At 57.9% G+C, this 14,481-nt stretch carries 19 protein-coding genes; 5 read left to right on the plus strand and 14 right to left on the minus strand.

Annotated elements, in window-relative coordinates; genetic code table 11:
* Positions 1-40 precede the first annotated feature (40 nt).
* A complete protein-coding gene (locus ACYZTX_RS02030) occupies positions 41-463 on the plus strand; it encodes a PA0061/PA0062 family lipoprotein (RefSeq protein WP_462032743.1) in 423 nt (140 codons plus the stop codon).
* 6 nt (positions 464-469) lie between these two features.
* On the opposite strand, the gene ACYZTX_RS02035 is transcribed toward ACYZTX_RS02030, so the two are convergent.
* Together ACYZTX_RS02035 and ACYZTX_RS02040 are read right to left on the minus strand one after the other, a co-directional pair.
* Positions 470-703 carry a DUF1161 domain-containing protein gene (locus tag ACYZTX_RS02035; RefSeq protein WP_462032744.1) on the minus strand — a complete coding sequence of 78 codons (234 nt, stop codon included), beginning with the start codon at positions 701-703 and terminating at the stop codon, positions 470-472.
* Positions 704-860: 157 nt separating this feature from the next.
* Positions 861-1,292 carry an OsmC family protein gene (locus ACYZTX_RS02040; protein ID WP_462032745.1) on the minus strand — a complete coding sequence of 144 codons (432 nt, stop codon included), beginning with the start codon at positions 1,290-1,292 and terminating at the stop codon, positions 861-863.
* Positions 1,293-1,535: 243 nt separating this feature from the next.
* Here ACYZTX_RS02040 and ACYZTX_RS02045 point away from each other — a divergent pair, with 243 nt between their 5' ends.
* Positions 1,536-2,537, plus strand: coding sequence for an LLM class flavin-dependent oxidoreductase (locus ACYZTX_RS02045; protein WP_462032746.1), 1,002 nt, complete (start codon positions 1,536-1,538; stop codon positions 2,535-2,537).
* 64 nt (positions 2,538-2,601) lie between these two features.
* Here the strand turns inward: ACYZTX_RS02045 and ACYZTX_RS02050 are convergent, their stop codons facing one another.
* Both ACYZTX_RS02050 and ACYZTX_RS02055 read right to left on the minus strand, forming a co-directional pair.
* Entirely contained in the window at positions 2,602-2,826 is a 225-nt protein-coding gene (locus ACYZTX_RS02050; protein WP_449644381.1) for a DUF1161 domain-containing protein, read from the minus strand.
* Between the two features lie 122 nt (positions 2,827-2,948).
* Positions 2,949-3,164 (minus strand): dodecin, encoded by a 216-nt coding sequence (locus ACYZTX_RS02055; RefSeq protein ID WP_282383060.1) that lies wholly within the window; start codon positions 3,162-3,164, stop codon positions 2,949-2,951.
* A 155-nt stretch (positions 3,165-3,319) separates the two neighbouring features.
* On the opposite strand from ACYZTX_RS02055, the gene ACYZTX_RS02060 reads away from it, so the two are divergent.
* The gene (locus ACYZTX_RS02060) at positions 3,320-3,646 is read left to right on the plus strand and encodes an ElaB/YgaM/YqjD family protein (protein WP_054047930.1); all 327 of its coding nucleotides are present in this window, start codon (positions 3,320-3,322) and stop codon (positions 3,644-3,646) included.
* On the opposite strand, the gene ACYZTX_RS02065 is transcribed toward ACYZTX_RS02060, so the two are convergent.
* A complete protein-coding gene (locus ACYZTX_RS02065; protein ID WP_462032747.1) occupies positions 3,643-4,536 on the minus strand; it encodes a LysR family transcriptional regulator in 894 nt (297 codons plus the stop codon). The genes ACYZTX_RS02060 and ACYZTX_RS02065 overlap by 4 nt on opposite strands.
* A 112-nt stretch (positions 4,537-4,648) precedes the next feature.
* On the opposite strand from ACYZTX_RS02065, the gene trpB reads away from it, so the two are divergent.
* Together trpB and trpA are read left to right on the plus strand one after the other, a co-directional pair.
* Positions 4,649-5,884, plus strand: coding sequence for a tryptophan synthase subunit beta (gene trpB / locus ACYZTX_RS02070; RefSeq protein WP_462032748.1), 1,236 nt, complete (start codon positions 4,649-4,651; stop codon positions 5,882-5,884).
* Positions 5,884-6,696 (plus strand): tryptophan synthase subunit alpha, encoded by an 813-nt coding sequence (gene trpA, locus ACYZTX_RS02075; protein WP_462032749.1) that lies wholly within the window; start codon positions 5,884-5,886, stop codon positions 6,694-6,696. The genes trpB and trpA overlap by 1 nt, the downstream gene beginning before the upstream one ends.
* A 152-nt stretch (positions 6,697-6,848) precedes the next feature.
* Here trpA and ACYZTX_RS02080 read toward each other — a convergent pair whose 3' ends face one another.
* The 9 genes from ACYZTX_RS02080 to ACYZTX_RS02120 all read right to left on the minus strand — a co-directional run bounded on the left by ACYZTX_RS02080 (position 6,849) and on the right by ACYZTX_RS02120 (position 14,479).
* Positions 6,849-8,810, minus strand: coding sequence for a DUF7844 domain-containing protein (locus ACYZTX_RS02080; protein ID WP_462032750.1), 1,962 nt, complete (start codon positions 8,808-8,810; stop codon positions 6,849-6,851).
* Positions 8,807-9,127 (minus strand): DUF2388 domain-containing protein, encoded by a 321-nt coding sequence (locus tag ACYZTX_RS02085; RefSeq protein ID WP_282383081.1) that lies wholly within the window; start codon positions 9,125-9,127, stop codon positions 8,807-8,809. The genes ACYZTX_RS02080 and ACYZTX_RS02085 overlap by 4 nt, the downstream gene beginning before the upstream one ends.
* A gap of 27 nt (positions 9,128-9,154) precedes the next feature.
* Entirely contained in the window at positions 9,155-9,472 is a 318-nt protein-coding gene (locus tag ACYZTX_RS02090; RefSeq protein WP_462032751.1) for a DUF2388 domain-containing protein, read from the minus strand.
* A gap of 107 nt (positions 9,473-9,579) precedes the next feature.
* Positions 9,580-9,897, minus strand: coding sequence for a DUF2388 domain-containing protein (locus tag ACYZTX_RS02095; protein WP_461967622.1), 318 nt, complete (start codon positions 9,895-9,897; stop codon positions 9,580-9,582).
* 144 nt (positions 9,898-10,041) lie between these two features.
* Positions 10,042-10,251 carry a DUF1127 domain-containing protein gene (locus ACYZTX_RS02100; protein ID WP_462032752.1) on the minus strand — a complete coding sequence of 70 codons (210 nt, stop codon included), beginning with the start codon at positions 10,249-10,251 and terminating at the stop codon, positions 10,042-10,044.
* Between the two features lie 257 nt (positions 10,252-10,508).
* On the minus strand, positions 10,509-10,724 hold the full coding sequence (locus ACYZTX_RS02105; RefSeq protein WP_008154465.1) for a DUF1127 domain-containing protein: 216 nt from the start codon (positions 10,722-10,724) through the stop codon (positions 10,509-10,511).
* A gap of 319 nt (positions 10,725-11,043) precedes the next feature.
* Positions 11,044-12,537, minus strand: a complete 1,494-nt coding sequence (locus ACYZTX_RS02110) for an acetyl-CoA hydrolase/transferase family protein (protein WP_462032753.1) — start codon at positions 12,535-12,537, stop codon at positions 11,044-11,046.
* Between the two features lie 181 nt (positions 12,538-12,718).
* Complete coding sequence (locus ACYZTX_RS02115) at positions 12,719-14,155, minus strand: NAD(P)(+) transhydrogenase (Re/Si-specific) subunit beta (RefSeq protein WP_462032754.1); 1,437 nt, start codon at positions 14,153-14,155, stop codon at positions 12,719-12,721.
* Positions 14,156-14,479: an NAD(P) transhydrogenase subunit alpha part 2 gene (locus ACYZTX_RS02120; RefSeq protein WP_003187010.1), complete on the minus strand. Its 324-nt coding sequence runs from the start codon at positions 14,477-14,479 to the stop codon at positions 14,156-14,158. It lies immediately after the preceding gene.
* Between the last annotated feature and the right edge of the window lie 2 nt (positions 14,480-14,481).

The raw sequence follows: 14,481 nt of genomic DNA on the forward strand, positions 1-14,481 counted from the left end.
TCGGCGTTATTCTAAAGGACTAGTCCTTGAGAAAATCATCATGCGCAGGTTAATGCTGTTACTTGCTGCAAGCATCGTTGCTGGCTGTCAGAGCCCGTTGCCAGCGGTTAATCCGCAGATGGCCTGGGTCGAATTCTCTACGCCATTCCCCAACGATAAATTGCTGATGGCCGAACGCCTGGACAAGCAGCGATTGCGCGACGGGCGTTTTTTCCAGGTCACCCCCGGTAGCCATGAGCTGATTGTTCGATTCGATTTTGAAGTACCCGGTGGTGGGGGCATGGGCATGATGAGTGCCCCCTCGGAACGTTTGTGCTACCTGACCATCAACTACGACCATTTCGAAGCCGGCCAGCGTTATGTGCTGGAAGGCCGTTCGATAGCGTTCACCCCCGGCGCCCGGTTGTACAACGCCAAGCGTGAAATCGTCGCTGAAGACCGAGAGTCCTATTGCCTCATGTGAGGTGAATCAGCGGTCGTTTTTCTGGTAGATGATTTTCTTGGTGCCGCTTTCGCACGAACCAACGACCATGTTCTGATCGTGTACTTCGTCATTGGTGACAATTTCCAGGGTGTAAGACGTAACCCCTTGAGCCTGGATCTTGGCCTCGATCTCGGCCTTGAGTTCTTCGCAGGGTTTCGGTGCTGCGAGGGCCGATGTGGCCAGCGTGCAGCAGATAACCGCCAGGGCAAAACGTTTCATGGTTGAAGCTCCTTTGAGGCAGCGCGCACGGTAATGCGCTTTAGCTGCTGTCATTTATTCGACCACAATCTCGCCAGCCAGGTTTTGTTTCAGGGCAAAAAAAGAACGCAGCCCGCCGAGGCTGCGATCTTTATCGGGGAGTGCGACAACCCGTTAATCAGCTGACCAGCGTTGCATCCAGACTGATTTTCGCATTCAGCACTTTGGAAACCGGGCAGCCCTCTTTGGCTTTATTGCTCAGTTCTTCAAACTGCGCCTGAGTCGCCCCGGGGATTTTCGCCTTGAGGATCAATTTCACCGCAGTGATCGCAAAACCATTGTCTACTTGATCCAGGGTGACTTCGGCATTGGTGTCGATGCTGTCAGCCTTTAGGCCGGCATCACCGAGAATCATCGAAAACGCCATGGAGAAGCAGCCCGCGTGCGCCGCGCCGATCAGTTCTTCCGGATTGGTGCCCTTGCCGCCTTCGAAACGCGCCTTGAAGCCGTAGGGTGCTTCTCTGAGTACACCGGTTTCCGTGGAAATCGAGCCGATGCCGGTTTTCAGGTCACCTTCCCAATGAGCCGATGCTTTCTTTGTGATAGCCATGTCTGCCTCCTCAAGATCCGGCGTGAAGCGTCACGCCTTCGTGGTTTTCGGTTGCTAGGGTTCTGAGGATAGACGGTGGTGCAAAGTTCACCTGATCTCATAAGTCCTACCGTTTTCGTAGGAAATTTTGCCTTGGCTATTGAAACTCGGGTATATGCCCTCATTGCATGAAACACGCTTATAGATTCGGCAGGTTTTCGTTTGTAAGAAAAAACCTGCGTCCTCAATTGGAGAAGCAGGCTTATGAAACAACTGTCCGATATCAAGTTCTCGACCCTCGATCTGGTACCCGTGCGCGAAAACGGCAGCGCGGCCCAGTCGCTGCGCAATTCCCTGGACCTGGCGCAGCACGTCGAGAAGCTCGGCTACAACCGATTCTGGGTTGCCGAACACCACAACATGGACGGCATTGCCAGTTCCGCAACCTCGGTACTGCTGGGCTACCTGGCCGGCGGCACTTCGACTATTCGTGTCGGTTCCGGTGGCGTGATGCTGCCCAACCACGCGCCACTGGTGATCGCCGAGCAGTTCGGCACCCTCGAAAGCCTTTATCCGGGGCGGATAGATCTGGGGCTGGGGCGCGCACCCGGTTCTGATCAGATGACCGCTCGCGCGCTGCGCCGTGAACGCTCCGGCAGCGCCGACGAGTTCCCCGAAGACGTGGCCGAACTGATGCGCTATCTCGGTCCGCGCACCCCGGACCAGCGGATCATCGCAATGCCGGGTACCGGCACCCATGTCCCGGTCTGGCTGCTGGGCTCCAGCCTGTTCAGTGCACAACTGGCTGGCGAGCGCGGTTTGCCCTACGCCTTTGCCTCACATTTCGCACCGCGCTTCATGCATGAGGCCATTCGCGTCTACCGCAATCACTTCAAGCCTTCAGCGGTGCTGGATAAGCCCTACGTGATGCTCGGTGTTCCGTTGGTGGCTGCTGACACCGACGAGCAGGCAGATTATCTGGCGACTTCGGTCTACCAGCGGATTCTCGCCTTGATGCGTGGTCAGAGCCTAGTGCAACGTCCGCCGGTAAAAACCATGGACGGCCTGTGGCTGCCTCATGAAAAAGAAGCCGTCGGTGATTTTCTTGGCTTGGCGATGGTTGGCAGCCCGCAGAAAATCCGCGCCAAACTGGAAGTGCTGATCGAGCAGACCCAGGCAGACGAGCTGATTTTCACCTGCGACCTGTACGAACATGCCGATCGTGTGCACTCCTATGAGCTGCTGGCGCAGGTCATGAAGGGCTGACATTCAAAAAACGAGCGCAAAAAAGCCGACGTCATTGCGTCGGCTTTTTCATTTTCGAGGGAGGTCAGCCCTGCTTGTAGACGATTTGCTTGGTGCCTTTTTCACAGGTGCCGACGACTTTCCCGTCAGCAGCAGTGCCTTTATCTACGATTTCCAGTGAATAATTGGAAATACCTTTGGCATCCAGCTTCGCGGCGATATCGGCTTTCAGCTCTTCGCATGGCTTGCCGTGAGCAAAGGCTGTTCCTGCAAGACTCAACAAACCTACCGCCAAAATAAAATACTTCATCGATCGCATTCCCTGGTCGGATCAATAGGGGCACCCAGCGATCAGCCGGATGTACATATGTAGCGCTTTGCCATTCCCTATGGCGCTCGGCCAGCGCGCAATTTCCGAAGATTAGCTCAAACTCAGCTAGTGGCAATCCGGAACCCGACTTTGAGCGTCACCTGGAAGTGTGCAGCCTTGCCGTCCTTGATGTGCCCGCGGGTTTCGGTCACTTCAAACCACTCCAGGTGCTTGATGCTTTTATTGGCTTCGGCCAGCGCATTGTTGATGGCGTCTTCAATGCTGCTGGTGGACGAGCCAACCAGTTCGACTTTCTTGTAGGTGTGATGATCAGTCATGGCGTTCTCCTCAGGGTGTGAAATACAGCCTAGCAGTGATTTTTCGTATTACTTCTGTCGGCCGGTCCGGCGCAGAAGTTCAGATTTACTGCACTTTCTCGAACCCCTGAAGTCCCAACCAACACACGCAACTCAATCAATGCAGGAGAGCCACCATGGCCAACACCTCTTTACGTAAAGCCTCATTGCAAAGCATGGAAGCCGAGATCGAGAGTCTGCTGAAATCTTTGGAAAATTTGAAAGACGACGCCTCGGACGAGTCGCGTAAAACCCTTAAAGCGCTGAAAAGCAACGCCGAGAACGCGCTGAAGCATTCGCGCCATCTGCTCAGCGATGCGTACGAAGAAGTCAAAGTCAAAACCCGTGAAACCGGGATTGCCACGCGGGACTACGCCCAGGAACACCCTTGGACTACAGCGGGTGTCGCCGTCGGTGCATTGGGTCTGCTCGCGGCTTATCTGTTGTGCAAACGCGGTGACTAATCCGTCTGGTGCAGCTCGTTTTTGAGCCACAGCGCCAGTTGCCGAGCGCGCCCGTCCGCGGCGCGCTTGGGTAGCCACAACGCCAGTTGTGCCGGGGTTTCACTGAAGCCCCATGGCGCCACCAGGCGACCGGCCTTCAAGTCCTCGGTCACCAGCGGTTCAGGGGCAATCGCCACACCCAGCCCGGCCACTGCGGCCTCCAGCAAATAATACAAGTGCTCGAAACCCTGACCATACTTCAACGCCTTGGCGTCGAGGCCGCTTTGTTGTGCCCAACTCGGCCAGGCCTGTGGGCGAGAGGTGGTGTGCAGTAATGGCTCGTCCAGCAGCGCTGTGGGGGGTGCGTCTTGCAGGCGTTCATAGCCCGCGAACCTAGGGCTCATGACCGGGCCGATGCGTTCGCTCGCCAACTCATACACCTGCATGTCCGCTGGCCATGGCGGCTCGGCAAACACCAGCAAGGCGTCCAGTCCAGGACGGCGTGGATCGAGATCACCCTCGCCAGCCGACAGGTGCAGGCGCAAGTCCGGCAGGTCGGTATTCAACCGTCCCAACCTGGGAATAAACCAGCGTGCCAGCAAGCTGCCTGAGCAACCCAGTACGAACGGTGCATCGGCGGTGCTATGGGTCAGCTCAGCACACACAGTCCGCAAGCGCTCGAACGCCTCAGCGCTGGCATCGCGCAAACGAATTCCGGCATCTGTGAGTTTCAGGCCGCGCCCGTCCTTGATGAACAGGCTCACGCCGAGGTGTTCTTCCAGCACCTTGAGCTGACGGCTGACCGCGCCATGGGTGACGTGCAGCTGTTCGGCGGCCTTGCTGACGCTGTTCAGGCGGGCAGTCGCTTCGAAGGCTCGAAGGGCGTTCAGCGGAGGAAGGTCATGGCTCATTTTATTTGTGAGTTTTCCTGACAGGTTGCGGCGATCTTATCGGTTTTCAGCTCAAAACATCAGGGGTAGAGTTAAACCCATTGTCATCTCACGCATTCAACTGGAGCGACCCATGACCCAGACTAATCTGCGCAACGGCCCCGACGCCAACGGCCTGTTTGGCGCGTTCGGCGGCCGTTACGTCGCTGAAACCCTGATGCCGTTGATCCTCGACTTGGCCCGCGAATATGAAGCGGCCAAGGAAGATCCCGCATTCAAAGAGGAATTGGCCTACTTCCAGCGCGACTATGTGGGTCGTCCAAGCCCACTGTACTTTGCCGAACGTCTGACAGAGTTCTGCGGCGGAGCAAAGATTTACCTCAAGCGCGAAGAGCTGAATCACACCGGCGCGCACAAGATCAACAACTGCATCGGCCAGATCCTGCTGGCGCGGCGCATGGGCAAGAAGCGCATCATCGCCGAGACCGGCGCTGGCATGCATGGCGTGGCGACTGCCACCGTGGCTGCACGTTTTGGTCTTGATTGCGTGATCTACATGGGCACCACGGACATCGAACGTCAGCAAGCCAACGTATTTCGCATGAAGCTGCTGGGCGCCGAAGTGATCCCGGTGGTGGCCGGTACCGGCACCCTGAAAGATGCGATGAACGAAGCCCTGCGTGACTGGGTGACCAACGTCGACAGCACCTTCTACCTGATTGGCACTGTGGCCGGTCCGCATCCTTACCCGGCGATGGTTCGCGACTTCCAGGCCGTGATCGGCAAGGAAACCCGTACTCAACTGCAAGCCCAGGAAGGTCGTCTGCCGGACAGCCTGGTGGCGTGCATCGGTGGTGGTTCCAACGCCATGGGCCTGTTTCACCCGTTTCTTGATGACCAGAGCGTCGAGATCATTGGCGTCGAAGCCGCCGGTTATGGCATCGAAACCGGTAAGCACGCGGCCAGCCTGAACGGCGGCGTACCGGGCGTGCTGCACGGTAACCGGACCTTCTTGCTGCAGGACGACGATGGCCAGATCATCGACGCTCATTCAATCTCCGCCGGCCTCGACTACCCGGGTATCGGACCGGAACACGCCTGGTTGCACGACATCGGCCGCGTTCAGTACACCTCGGTAACCGACGACGAAGCCCTCGACGCGTTCCACAAATGCTGCCGCCTGGAAGGGATTATTCCTGCACTGGAAAGCGCCCATGCCCTGGCCGAAGTGTTCAAACGCGCACCGAACTTACCGAAAGATCACCTGATGGTGGTCAACCTGTCCGGCCGTGGCGACAAAGACATGCAAACCGTGATGCACCACATGGAAAACTCTCAACAAGAGCAGTCCAAGCAGGAGAAACACTGATGAGCCGCCTGCAAACGCGTTTTGCCCAACTCAAGGAACAGAATCGTGCCGCCCTGGTGACCTTCGTTACCGCTGGCGACCCGAGCTATGACACCTCTCTGGCGATCCTCAAAGGGTTGCCTGGCGCCGGTGCCGACGTGATCGAATTGGGTATGCCCTTCACCGATCCAATGGCCGACGGCCCGGCAATCCAGTTGGCCAACATCCGCGCCCTTGGCGCCAAACAGAACCTGGCGAAAACCCTGCAAATGGTTCGCGAGTTCCGTGAAGGCAATAGCGAGACGCCGCTGGTGCTGATGGGTTACTTCAACCCGATCCACATGTACGGCGTGCCGCGTTTCATTGCCGACGCCAAAGAGGCTGGTGTTGACGGCCTGATCGTGGTCGACCTGCCGCCCGAGCATAACGGCGAGCTATGCGATCCGGCCCAGGCAGCAGGTCTGGATTTCATCCGTCTGACCACTCCGACGACCGATGATGTACGCCTGCCGACCGTTTTGAACGGCAGTTCCGGCTTCGTCTACTACGTGTCGGTGGCGGGTGTGACCGGTGCGGGCGCGGCAACGCTGGAGCATGTTGAAGAAGCGGTTGCCCGTCTGCGTCGCCACACCGATCTGCCGATCAGCATCGGTTTCGGCATTCGCACACCGGAGCAAGCGGCGTCCATCGCTCGCCTCGCGGACGGTGTGGTGGTGGGTTCGGCGTTGATCGATCACATCGCCAATGCCTCGACGCCGGACCAGGCTGTCGATGGCGTGTTGAGTCTTTGCGCGGCGCTGGCCGATGGCGTGCGTAAAGCCCGCGTCAGCTGAAGGTAAGGTTCCTGATACAGAGGAATTAGAGCCTCGCGGCACAGACTAAACAGCAAGACCGAGGGCTTCAGGACTACGTTCTGAAGCCCTTTTTGCTGTTGAATAGCCTGTAGGCGCTGAAGGCTTCGCGGATCAGCCGCGAAGCCTGTTGTTTACGGCAACTCCAACCCGCCCGACGCCTTGTGCAACTTCCTCAAATGCTCGCCGACCTGCTTCAGGTTGGCTTCATTGGCGGCCATCTCGGCCGCACGGCTCGGTTCGAGCAGCGCTCTCACCTCTTTGTCCAGATCGCCTGTCAGCGCCTGAAGCTGCTTCTGCCGCAGGCTGCTTTCCGACTCCAGACGCTGCCACTCACTCGGCTGCGGCAATCCATAACCCCCGGTGCCAAGCAGCTCCGCCGGACGGCTGAGGAACCCGCTGTTGGCAAGAATTTGCTGCAAGGTCGCGTTGGCTTTGTCCATGCCGCCGTTTTTCAATTCCCGAGCGCCCAGATAGCGCTGCTTAACTTCGTCCTGGGCCAGCACCAATTGTTGGCGGAAGGCGGCCTGCTCCAACAACAGTAATGCTGCGCTGGTGCGCAAATCGGCTTGGTCGATCCATTGTCGACGCTCTTCAGCTTTCAATGAGAGCCAGTCTTCGACCTTTTCCTGCTTGATCGGCAAGTGTTTCTTCAGCACTTCGAACATCGCTTGATAACGATCACGGAAGGAGTCGAAACGATAGCCCAGACGCAGCGCTTCACGGGGATCGTCCAGCACGCTGGTGTCCGCCAGCCCGCGGCCCTTGAGTACTTCCAGCAAACCGTTGGGCATGATGCTGTCCAACCCGACCAGTTTTGTATTGTTAGTACTGCTACGCAGTAACTTCAGGCCCTCTACCGCGCAGTTATTGGACAGGAAGAAGTAGTTGCCGTCGTAACTCCAGTGCATCTCGGCGGCGTGTTCCACCACGTCTTCGATCTCGTTGCGCGACAGGTTCAGCGGCACCGAGGCCAGGCTGCGCAATTCAGTCTTGGTGTATTCGTCGATCACTTGGGCCAGCGGCAGGACAAACAGGCGCGACGGGTATTTGCCCACCAGTCCGTCCCAACTCGATAGCTGTACATCACCGACGAAGGCGCGGTAGGACAACACCAGATGCTGATCCAGATCGAGCCGGCAATCCGGACCACGTGGCCGGCCGGGTGCACAGATCACCAACCGCAACATGCTGTGGCCCCAGCGGCTGGCCCAGTTCTGGTTGGCTTCAGCCAGCAGATAGTCGACGGCGTAAACCCGTTCCGGATCGACCTGGCCCAGGGGCGTTTTGGCAAAATCATTGCCGGCATTGAGGAAGGAGAAGGTTTTGCCACACGCGTCTTTAGCGGCGGGCGCCCAGCCGAAATGGTCTTTGTAGTAGCGGTAAAGCGCAGGGCGACGGCAGGCGTAGCTCGGGTCCAGGAGGAAATACTCTATGTTGACCGCGACAAATTCCTTGGGGCTGCTCGTTTCGTAAATGTCCGGGCTGCGGGCAATTTGCCGGTTATGTTGTTCGCGCTCGCCGCGACGGCCAACGTACTGCGGCCAGCCGGCGAGGTCGAGCAGGCGCGGGTCGTCGCTGAGGGTAAAACGGCGTGCTGATTGGCCGCGGCATTGATCCGGCATACCCACCAGTCCCGAGCTGCTGTTGCGCCGGGTGCAGCGCTGAATCAGCGTGCGCTCTGCGTCTGGCCACAGGCGCGAGCGGTCATAGATGTGGGTGAGTTCGTGCAACACGGTGGCAAGCATTTCGCGGCGCACGGTGCCATGGGGGCGATAGGTCTTCTTGGTCGCGGCGCTACCGTCAGTGAGGCTGGCAAGCAGGTTGCGGTTCAGATCCAGCTCGGACACCAGCGACGCCTGGCCGAAAGCGTTGCTCGGCATGTCATCGGTCCAGCCGACGTCGATGCGTCGGTCGAGCTGCTCGATGAACCGCGGCGGCAGGGCCTGCATAGCTTCATCGAGCAACGCCTGACTGGCCTGCTGTTGAGCGGGGCTGAGCCCGTCGGTCTTGAGCCTTAATTGCAAGTCAGCTTGGGCCGTGTTGACGAGCAGCAACATGACCCCGGCCAACTGCCAGGCGCCTGGCGACCTCACAGTGCGAGGATGGCTTCGGCGAGAACCTGGTCACTGGCGTCTCGCGCTTCCGGCACGCGGGTGCGCAGCGTGTTGAAGGCCGCCTCCAGGTGCGCGCCACGAATGTCGCCATCGCTGGCGACGAAACTGGCTGCATCGTCGTGGGCTTCACGAACGATCTTCGAGTCACGGATGGACGTCGTGGTATCGGAAGTGAAATCAAGCGTGCGTTGGGTGGCGTTGATGATGATGTTACTGGTGGCGACCAGGGTGTGTGCCTGGGCCACACCGGTCGATAACAGCAGGCCAAGGGCGGCAGCAATCAGAGGGTTACGCATGGAACGACTCCGTAAGAACAAGGATAACTATTGGACGAGAATTGCCTGCGCCAGTTCAAGGTCGCTGGCATGAAGTTTTGGCTGGGTCCGGTGCAGATAAATCAGGGCGGACTCCAGTTGTGCTCCTCGCAGTCGGCCGTCGCTGGCGATGAACGCCGCAGCGTCATCGTGTGCCGCGAGGAGGAGCTTACGGTCGAAGGGGGCGGAGGTCACCATGCTTGTGGCGTAGCCGGTAGCCACAATGCCTTGTGTAGACAGGTTAAAGGCGTCAAAGGCATGGACCGAGCCCATCCAAAAGGCTGCCACAAAAACCGGAATGATCAATAGATGTGAAAGAAAACGCATGAGACTCGATAGCTGAAGGCGAGTCGCAAGGCTAGCGCAATGCCCGGTCTAGAGCCAGCGCCGAAACATTGGGACACGGCGGGCGTGTCCCACGTCAGTGATGCCGCTTAGATAGTCAGTATCGCTTGCGCCAGTTGTGCATCCGTCGCGTTCATCTGAGGTGCCTGGTGGCGAATATGGTCGAGAGCGCTTTCCAGTTTCACACCACGAATGGCGCCTTCGCTGGCAACGAAGCTGGCGGCGTCGTCACGGGCGGCGCGCACGATTTTGTCATCGCGAAAGGAAGAAGTGACATCGGAGGTCGCATCGGACGTGGCCTTGAGCGCGCCGACGACGGAATCGGTGGTCACGATAAAGCTGGTGGCGTGGGAATTGGCAGCCACGGCAAGCAGGGCTGCAGCGCTGAGCAGACGAAGTCGGGACATGGTGATACTCCTTTGGAAAACCGATTGAGAGGTGGCGCAGTGTCTGTTGAGTCAGACGCCAGTCATGCAGCGTTCGCCACGTTCTATCTTGATATTAGGCCTGTGAGTATCGGTTCGAACAGTCCCGTCTGCTCAAGCAGGGAGCTAGCGCCAGAATGGTTTATCCAATTCATTGAGTCGATCCGCGTGGCTGATGCACAGGTCTGAGAGCTGCCGGTCATCGAGTTGGCCCAGTAAACGCCGGGTTCGGGCCCTTTCCAGGCTGTTGGCGAAGCTCCTCAGTAATCTACGAAACCAATGGGGGCGAGGTGTTGATTGAGGCGTGGAAACGGAAACATCCAGTAAGTGATTCATCGCGCGGTCCTTTTGCTGGCAAATCGGGATTTCAGGGTGATCCCTTCCTGCCTACCGCAACAGACACACCACGCTTAAATTGTACTGGCGCAGTTTGTAAAATAATAAAACTGTACCTGTTAAGAGTTGTCTCCACTGTATGACCCGTACTGATGCTCGCAAACGACAAAGCCCGTCGTGGTTTCCCACGACGGGCTTTATTTTTTCAATTTGGATGCTGGCGGTGGACCCGGTGGGTCAGAGCCAGCGACGCTAACTTAGCGCCAGAACGGCTTGCTCAGCTCTTCGTAGCGTTGTGCTTCGCTAATCCCGGCATCAGCCAGCAGACGCGAATCCAGACGAGCCAGTTGATGGCGGCTGGAGATGCGGCGCTGCCACAACATCAGGTTGGCGAGAACGCGAAGAGGCGTGGAAGCCTGGGTTTTTACAGCGTTGTCTTCGAAAAACAGCTCGGAACTGAGTGTACGTTCCATGGTTGACATCCTTCCGCTTGTGGCGGGATTAGGTAGTGGTTTAACTGATGCCAATGATCCTCTCGTTTGGCCAGTCTCTGTAGATACAGTTCACCTGTATTGTGAGGGACCAGTTAACTGTTAATAGGTGGTGTACTGGTCTAAATTGAGGCAACTGTACTTGTCTGCACCGATGTGGTGCATTATTGATGGTTTTACTGAAAAAGGTCGGTAAGTACCGTAGGAAAAGACCGGTACAGCAGTACAGTTTTAAACGCATTTCAGCTTGGCAACAGCAGGCTGACGAAACTGTGTTTGCGTCAGCGGCCATCTGTATCAATTACACCGACAGCATTCGCCCGGTTTCTTCAAGCTTTATGTGCCAGCTCAAGGCATCACGCAGAATATGCGGCGTGTGTCCGCCGAGTGCACAAGCCGCTGTGAAGTAGTCATCCAGGGCTTGGCGATAGTCCGGGTGCACGCAGTTATCGATGATGACTCGAGCGCGCTCTCGCGGCGCCAGGCCACGCAAGTCCGCCAGACCGATCTCCGTGACAAGGATGTCGACGTCATGCTCGGTGTGATCGACGTGGCTGACCATCGGCACCACGCTGGAAATCGCGCCGCCCTTGGCGATCGACTTGGTCACGAAGATCGCCAAATGCGCGTTGCGCGCAAAGTCGCCCGAACCGCCAATGCCGTTCATCATCCGCGTGCCGCAGATGTGGGTGGAGTTGACGTTGCCATACAGGTCGAATTCAAGCGCTGTGTTGATGCCGATGATTCCGAGCCGGCGGACCACTTCCGGGTGGTTGGAAATTTCTTGCGGGCGCAAGACCAGTTTGTCCTTGTAGTGTTCAAGGTTGCCGAAAACATCGGTATTGCGACGGCTCGACAAGGTGATCGAGCTGCCCGAAGCAAAACTCAGCTTGCCGGCGTCAATCAAATCGAACGTCGAGTCCTGAAGCACTTCGGAGTACATCGTCAGGTCTTCGAAGGGCGAGTCGATCAGGCCACACATCACTGAGTTGGCGATGTTGCCAATCCCGGCTTGCAGCGGGCCGAGCTTGTTGGTCATGCGCCCGGCAGCCACTTCCTGTTTGAAGAAGTCGATCAGGTGGTCGGCAATGGACTGAGTGTCGACGTCTGGTGGCGTTACAGTGGACGGCGAGTCAGCCTGATTGGTGATCACGATCGCGACGATCTTTTCCGGCGGGATCGGGATGGCCGTGCTGCCAATGTGATCATCAACTTTGACCAGCGGAATCGGTGTACGGGTCGGCCGATAGGTCGGGATATAGATGTCGTGCAGACCTTCGAGATTCGGGTTGTGCGCCAGGTTGATCTCGACGATCACCTGTTTGGCGAAAATCGCGAAGCTGGCCGAGTTACCCACCGAAGTGGTCGGTACGATATGGCCCTGCTCGGTAATCGCAACGGCCTCAATCACCGCGATGTCCGGCAGTTTGAGCTGCTGATTGCGCAACTGCTCGACGGTTTCCGAGAGGTGCTGGTCAATGAACATCACTTCGCCGGCGTTAATGGCCTTGCGCAGAGTGCTGTCGACCTGGAAGGGCATGCGTCGTGACAATACGCCGGCTTCGGTGAGCTGTTTATCGAGGTCGTTGCCCAGGCTGGCGCCGGTCATCAACGTGATTTTCAGCGGGGTGATTTTGGCGCGTTCGGCCAGTGCGTGGGGCACGGCTTTGGCTTCCCCGGCGCGGGTGAAACCACTCATGCCGACGGTCATGCCGTCCTCAATCAGAGCGGCGGCGTCGGCGGCGCTCATCACCTTATCCAACAACGAAGGTAAGCGAATACGGTCACGGTACATGGATTGTTATCTCGGGTAACGGAAGCAAGGTGTGCAGTCTAGTGATTTGAAAAAAATCCGTCCCGCTACCATGGTCGAATGCGGACCCTTGATTTAGAGCCTTTGATCGGGTTTTGGCAGGCAATAAAAAACCCCAGCCTACTAAAGGCCAGGGTTTTGGGTATTACTGCTTCCGCAGGTTTTAGTCGATGGCTTTGACCATGTCTTCGATAACTTTCTTGGCGTCGCCGAAGACCATCATGGTTTTGTCCAGGTAGAACAGTTCGTTGTCCAGACCGGCATAGCCGCTGGCCATCGAGCGCTTGTTGACGATCACGGTCTTGGCTTTATAAGCCTCGAGGATCGGCATGCCGGCAATCGGCGATTTCGGATCGTTCTTCGCCGCCGGGTTGACCACGTCGTTGGCGCCGAGCACAAGCACCACGTCGGCCTGGCCGAACTCGGAGTTGATGTCATCCATCTCGAACACTTGCTCGTAAGGCACTTCAGCTTCGGCCAGCAGGACGTTCATGTGCCCTGGCATCCGACCGGCGACCGGGTGGATCGCAAACTTCACGGTGACTCCCCGGTGAGTCAGCTTCTCCGCCAGTTCCATCAGTGAGTGTTGGGCGCGTGCCACCGCCAGGCCATAACCCGGAACGATGATCACGGTGTCGGCGTTGGTCAGCAGGAAGGTCGCATCGTCAGCCGAACCGGATTTCACCGGGCGGGCTTCTGTCGAGCCAGCAGGACCGGCCGCGTCCGCGGTGTTACCGAAACCACCGAGCAGCACATTAAAGAAGGAGCGGTTCATCGCCTTGCACATGATGTACGAGAGGATCGCACCGGACGAGCCCACCAGCGAACCGGCAATGATCAGCATCGAGTTGTTCAGCGAGAAGCCGATACCCGCCGCTGCCCAGCCGGAGTAGCTGTTGAGCATCGAGACAACCACCGGCATGTCCGCGCCGCCGATCGGGATGATGATCAGCACACCCAGCACGAAAGCCAGAGCCAGCATCAGCGCGAAAGCACTGAGGTTGCCGGTCAGCATGAAGGTGATACCGAGCGCCAGAGTTGCCAGACCCAGCGCCAGGTTCAGCTTGTGCTGGCCACCGAACTGTACCGGTGCGCCCTGGAACAGACGGAACTTGTACTTGCCCGACAGCTTACCGAACGCGATCACTGAACCGGAGAACGTGATTGCACCGATAGCGGCACCGAGGAACAGCTCAAGGCGGTTACCGGCAGGAATCGCATCACCCAGTTGCTTGACGATGCCCAGCGATTGCGGCTCCACGACAGCAGCGATCGCAATGAACACCGCGGCCATACCGATCATGCTGTGCATGAAGGCGACCAGTTCCGGCATCTTGGTCATTTCAACACGCTTGGCCATAATCGAGCCGGCGGTGCCGCCGACCAACAGACCGACGATGACGTAACCGATGCCGGCAGTTGCGAGCTCAGCGCCGAGCTTATAGATGAGACCGACGGTGGTGAGGATCGCCAACGCCATGCCGAGCATGCCGTACACATTGCCGCGCCGCGACGTGGTCGGGTGCGACAGGCCTTTCAGGGCCTGGATGAAGCAGATCGACGCGATCAAGTAGAGCGTCGTTACAAGATTCATGCTCATTTACTTAGGCGCCTCTTCTTTTACCGCTTTCGGGGCTTTTTTCTTGAACATCTCAAGCATCCTGCGGGTAACCAGGAAGCCACCAAATACGTTCACTGCCGCCAGGGCCACCGCCAGGGTGCCCATGGTTTTGCCCAGTGGCGTCACGGTCAATGCCGCTGCCAGCATGGCGCCGACGATTACGATGGCCGAGATCGCGTTGGTTACCGCCATCAAAGGCGTGTGCAGTGCAGGTGTAACGTTCCAGACCACGTGATAACCGACATAAATCGCCAGCACGAAGATGATCAGGTTGTAGATACCGGGGGAGATAAGCTCTTCCATCG

It is taken from the genome of Pseudomonas sp. MDT1-17, from assembly GCF_054898105.1.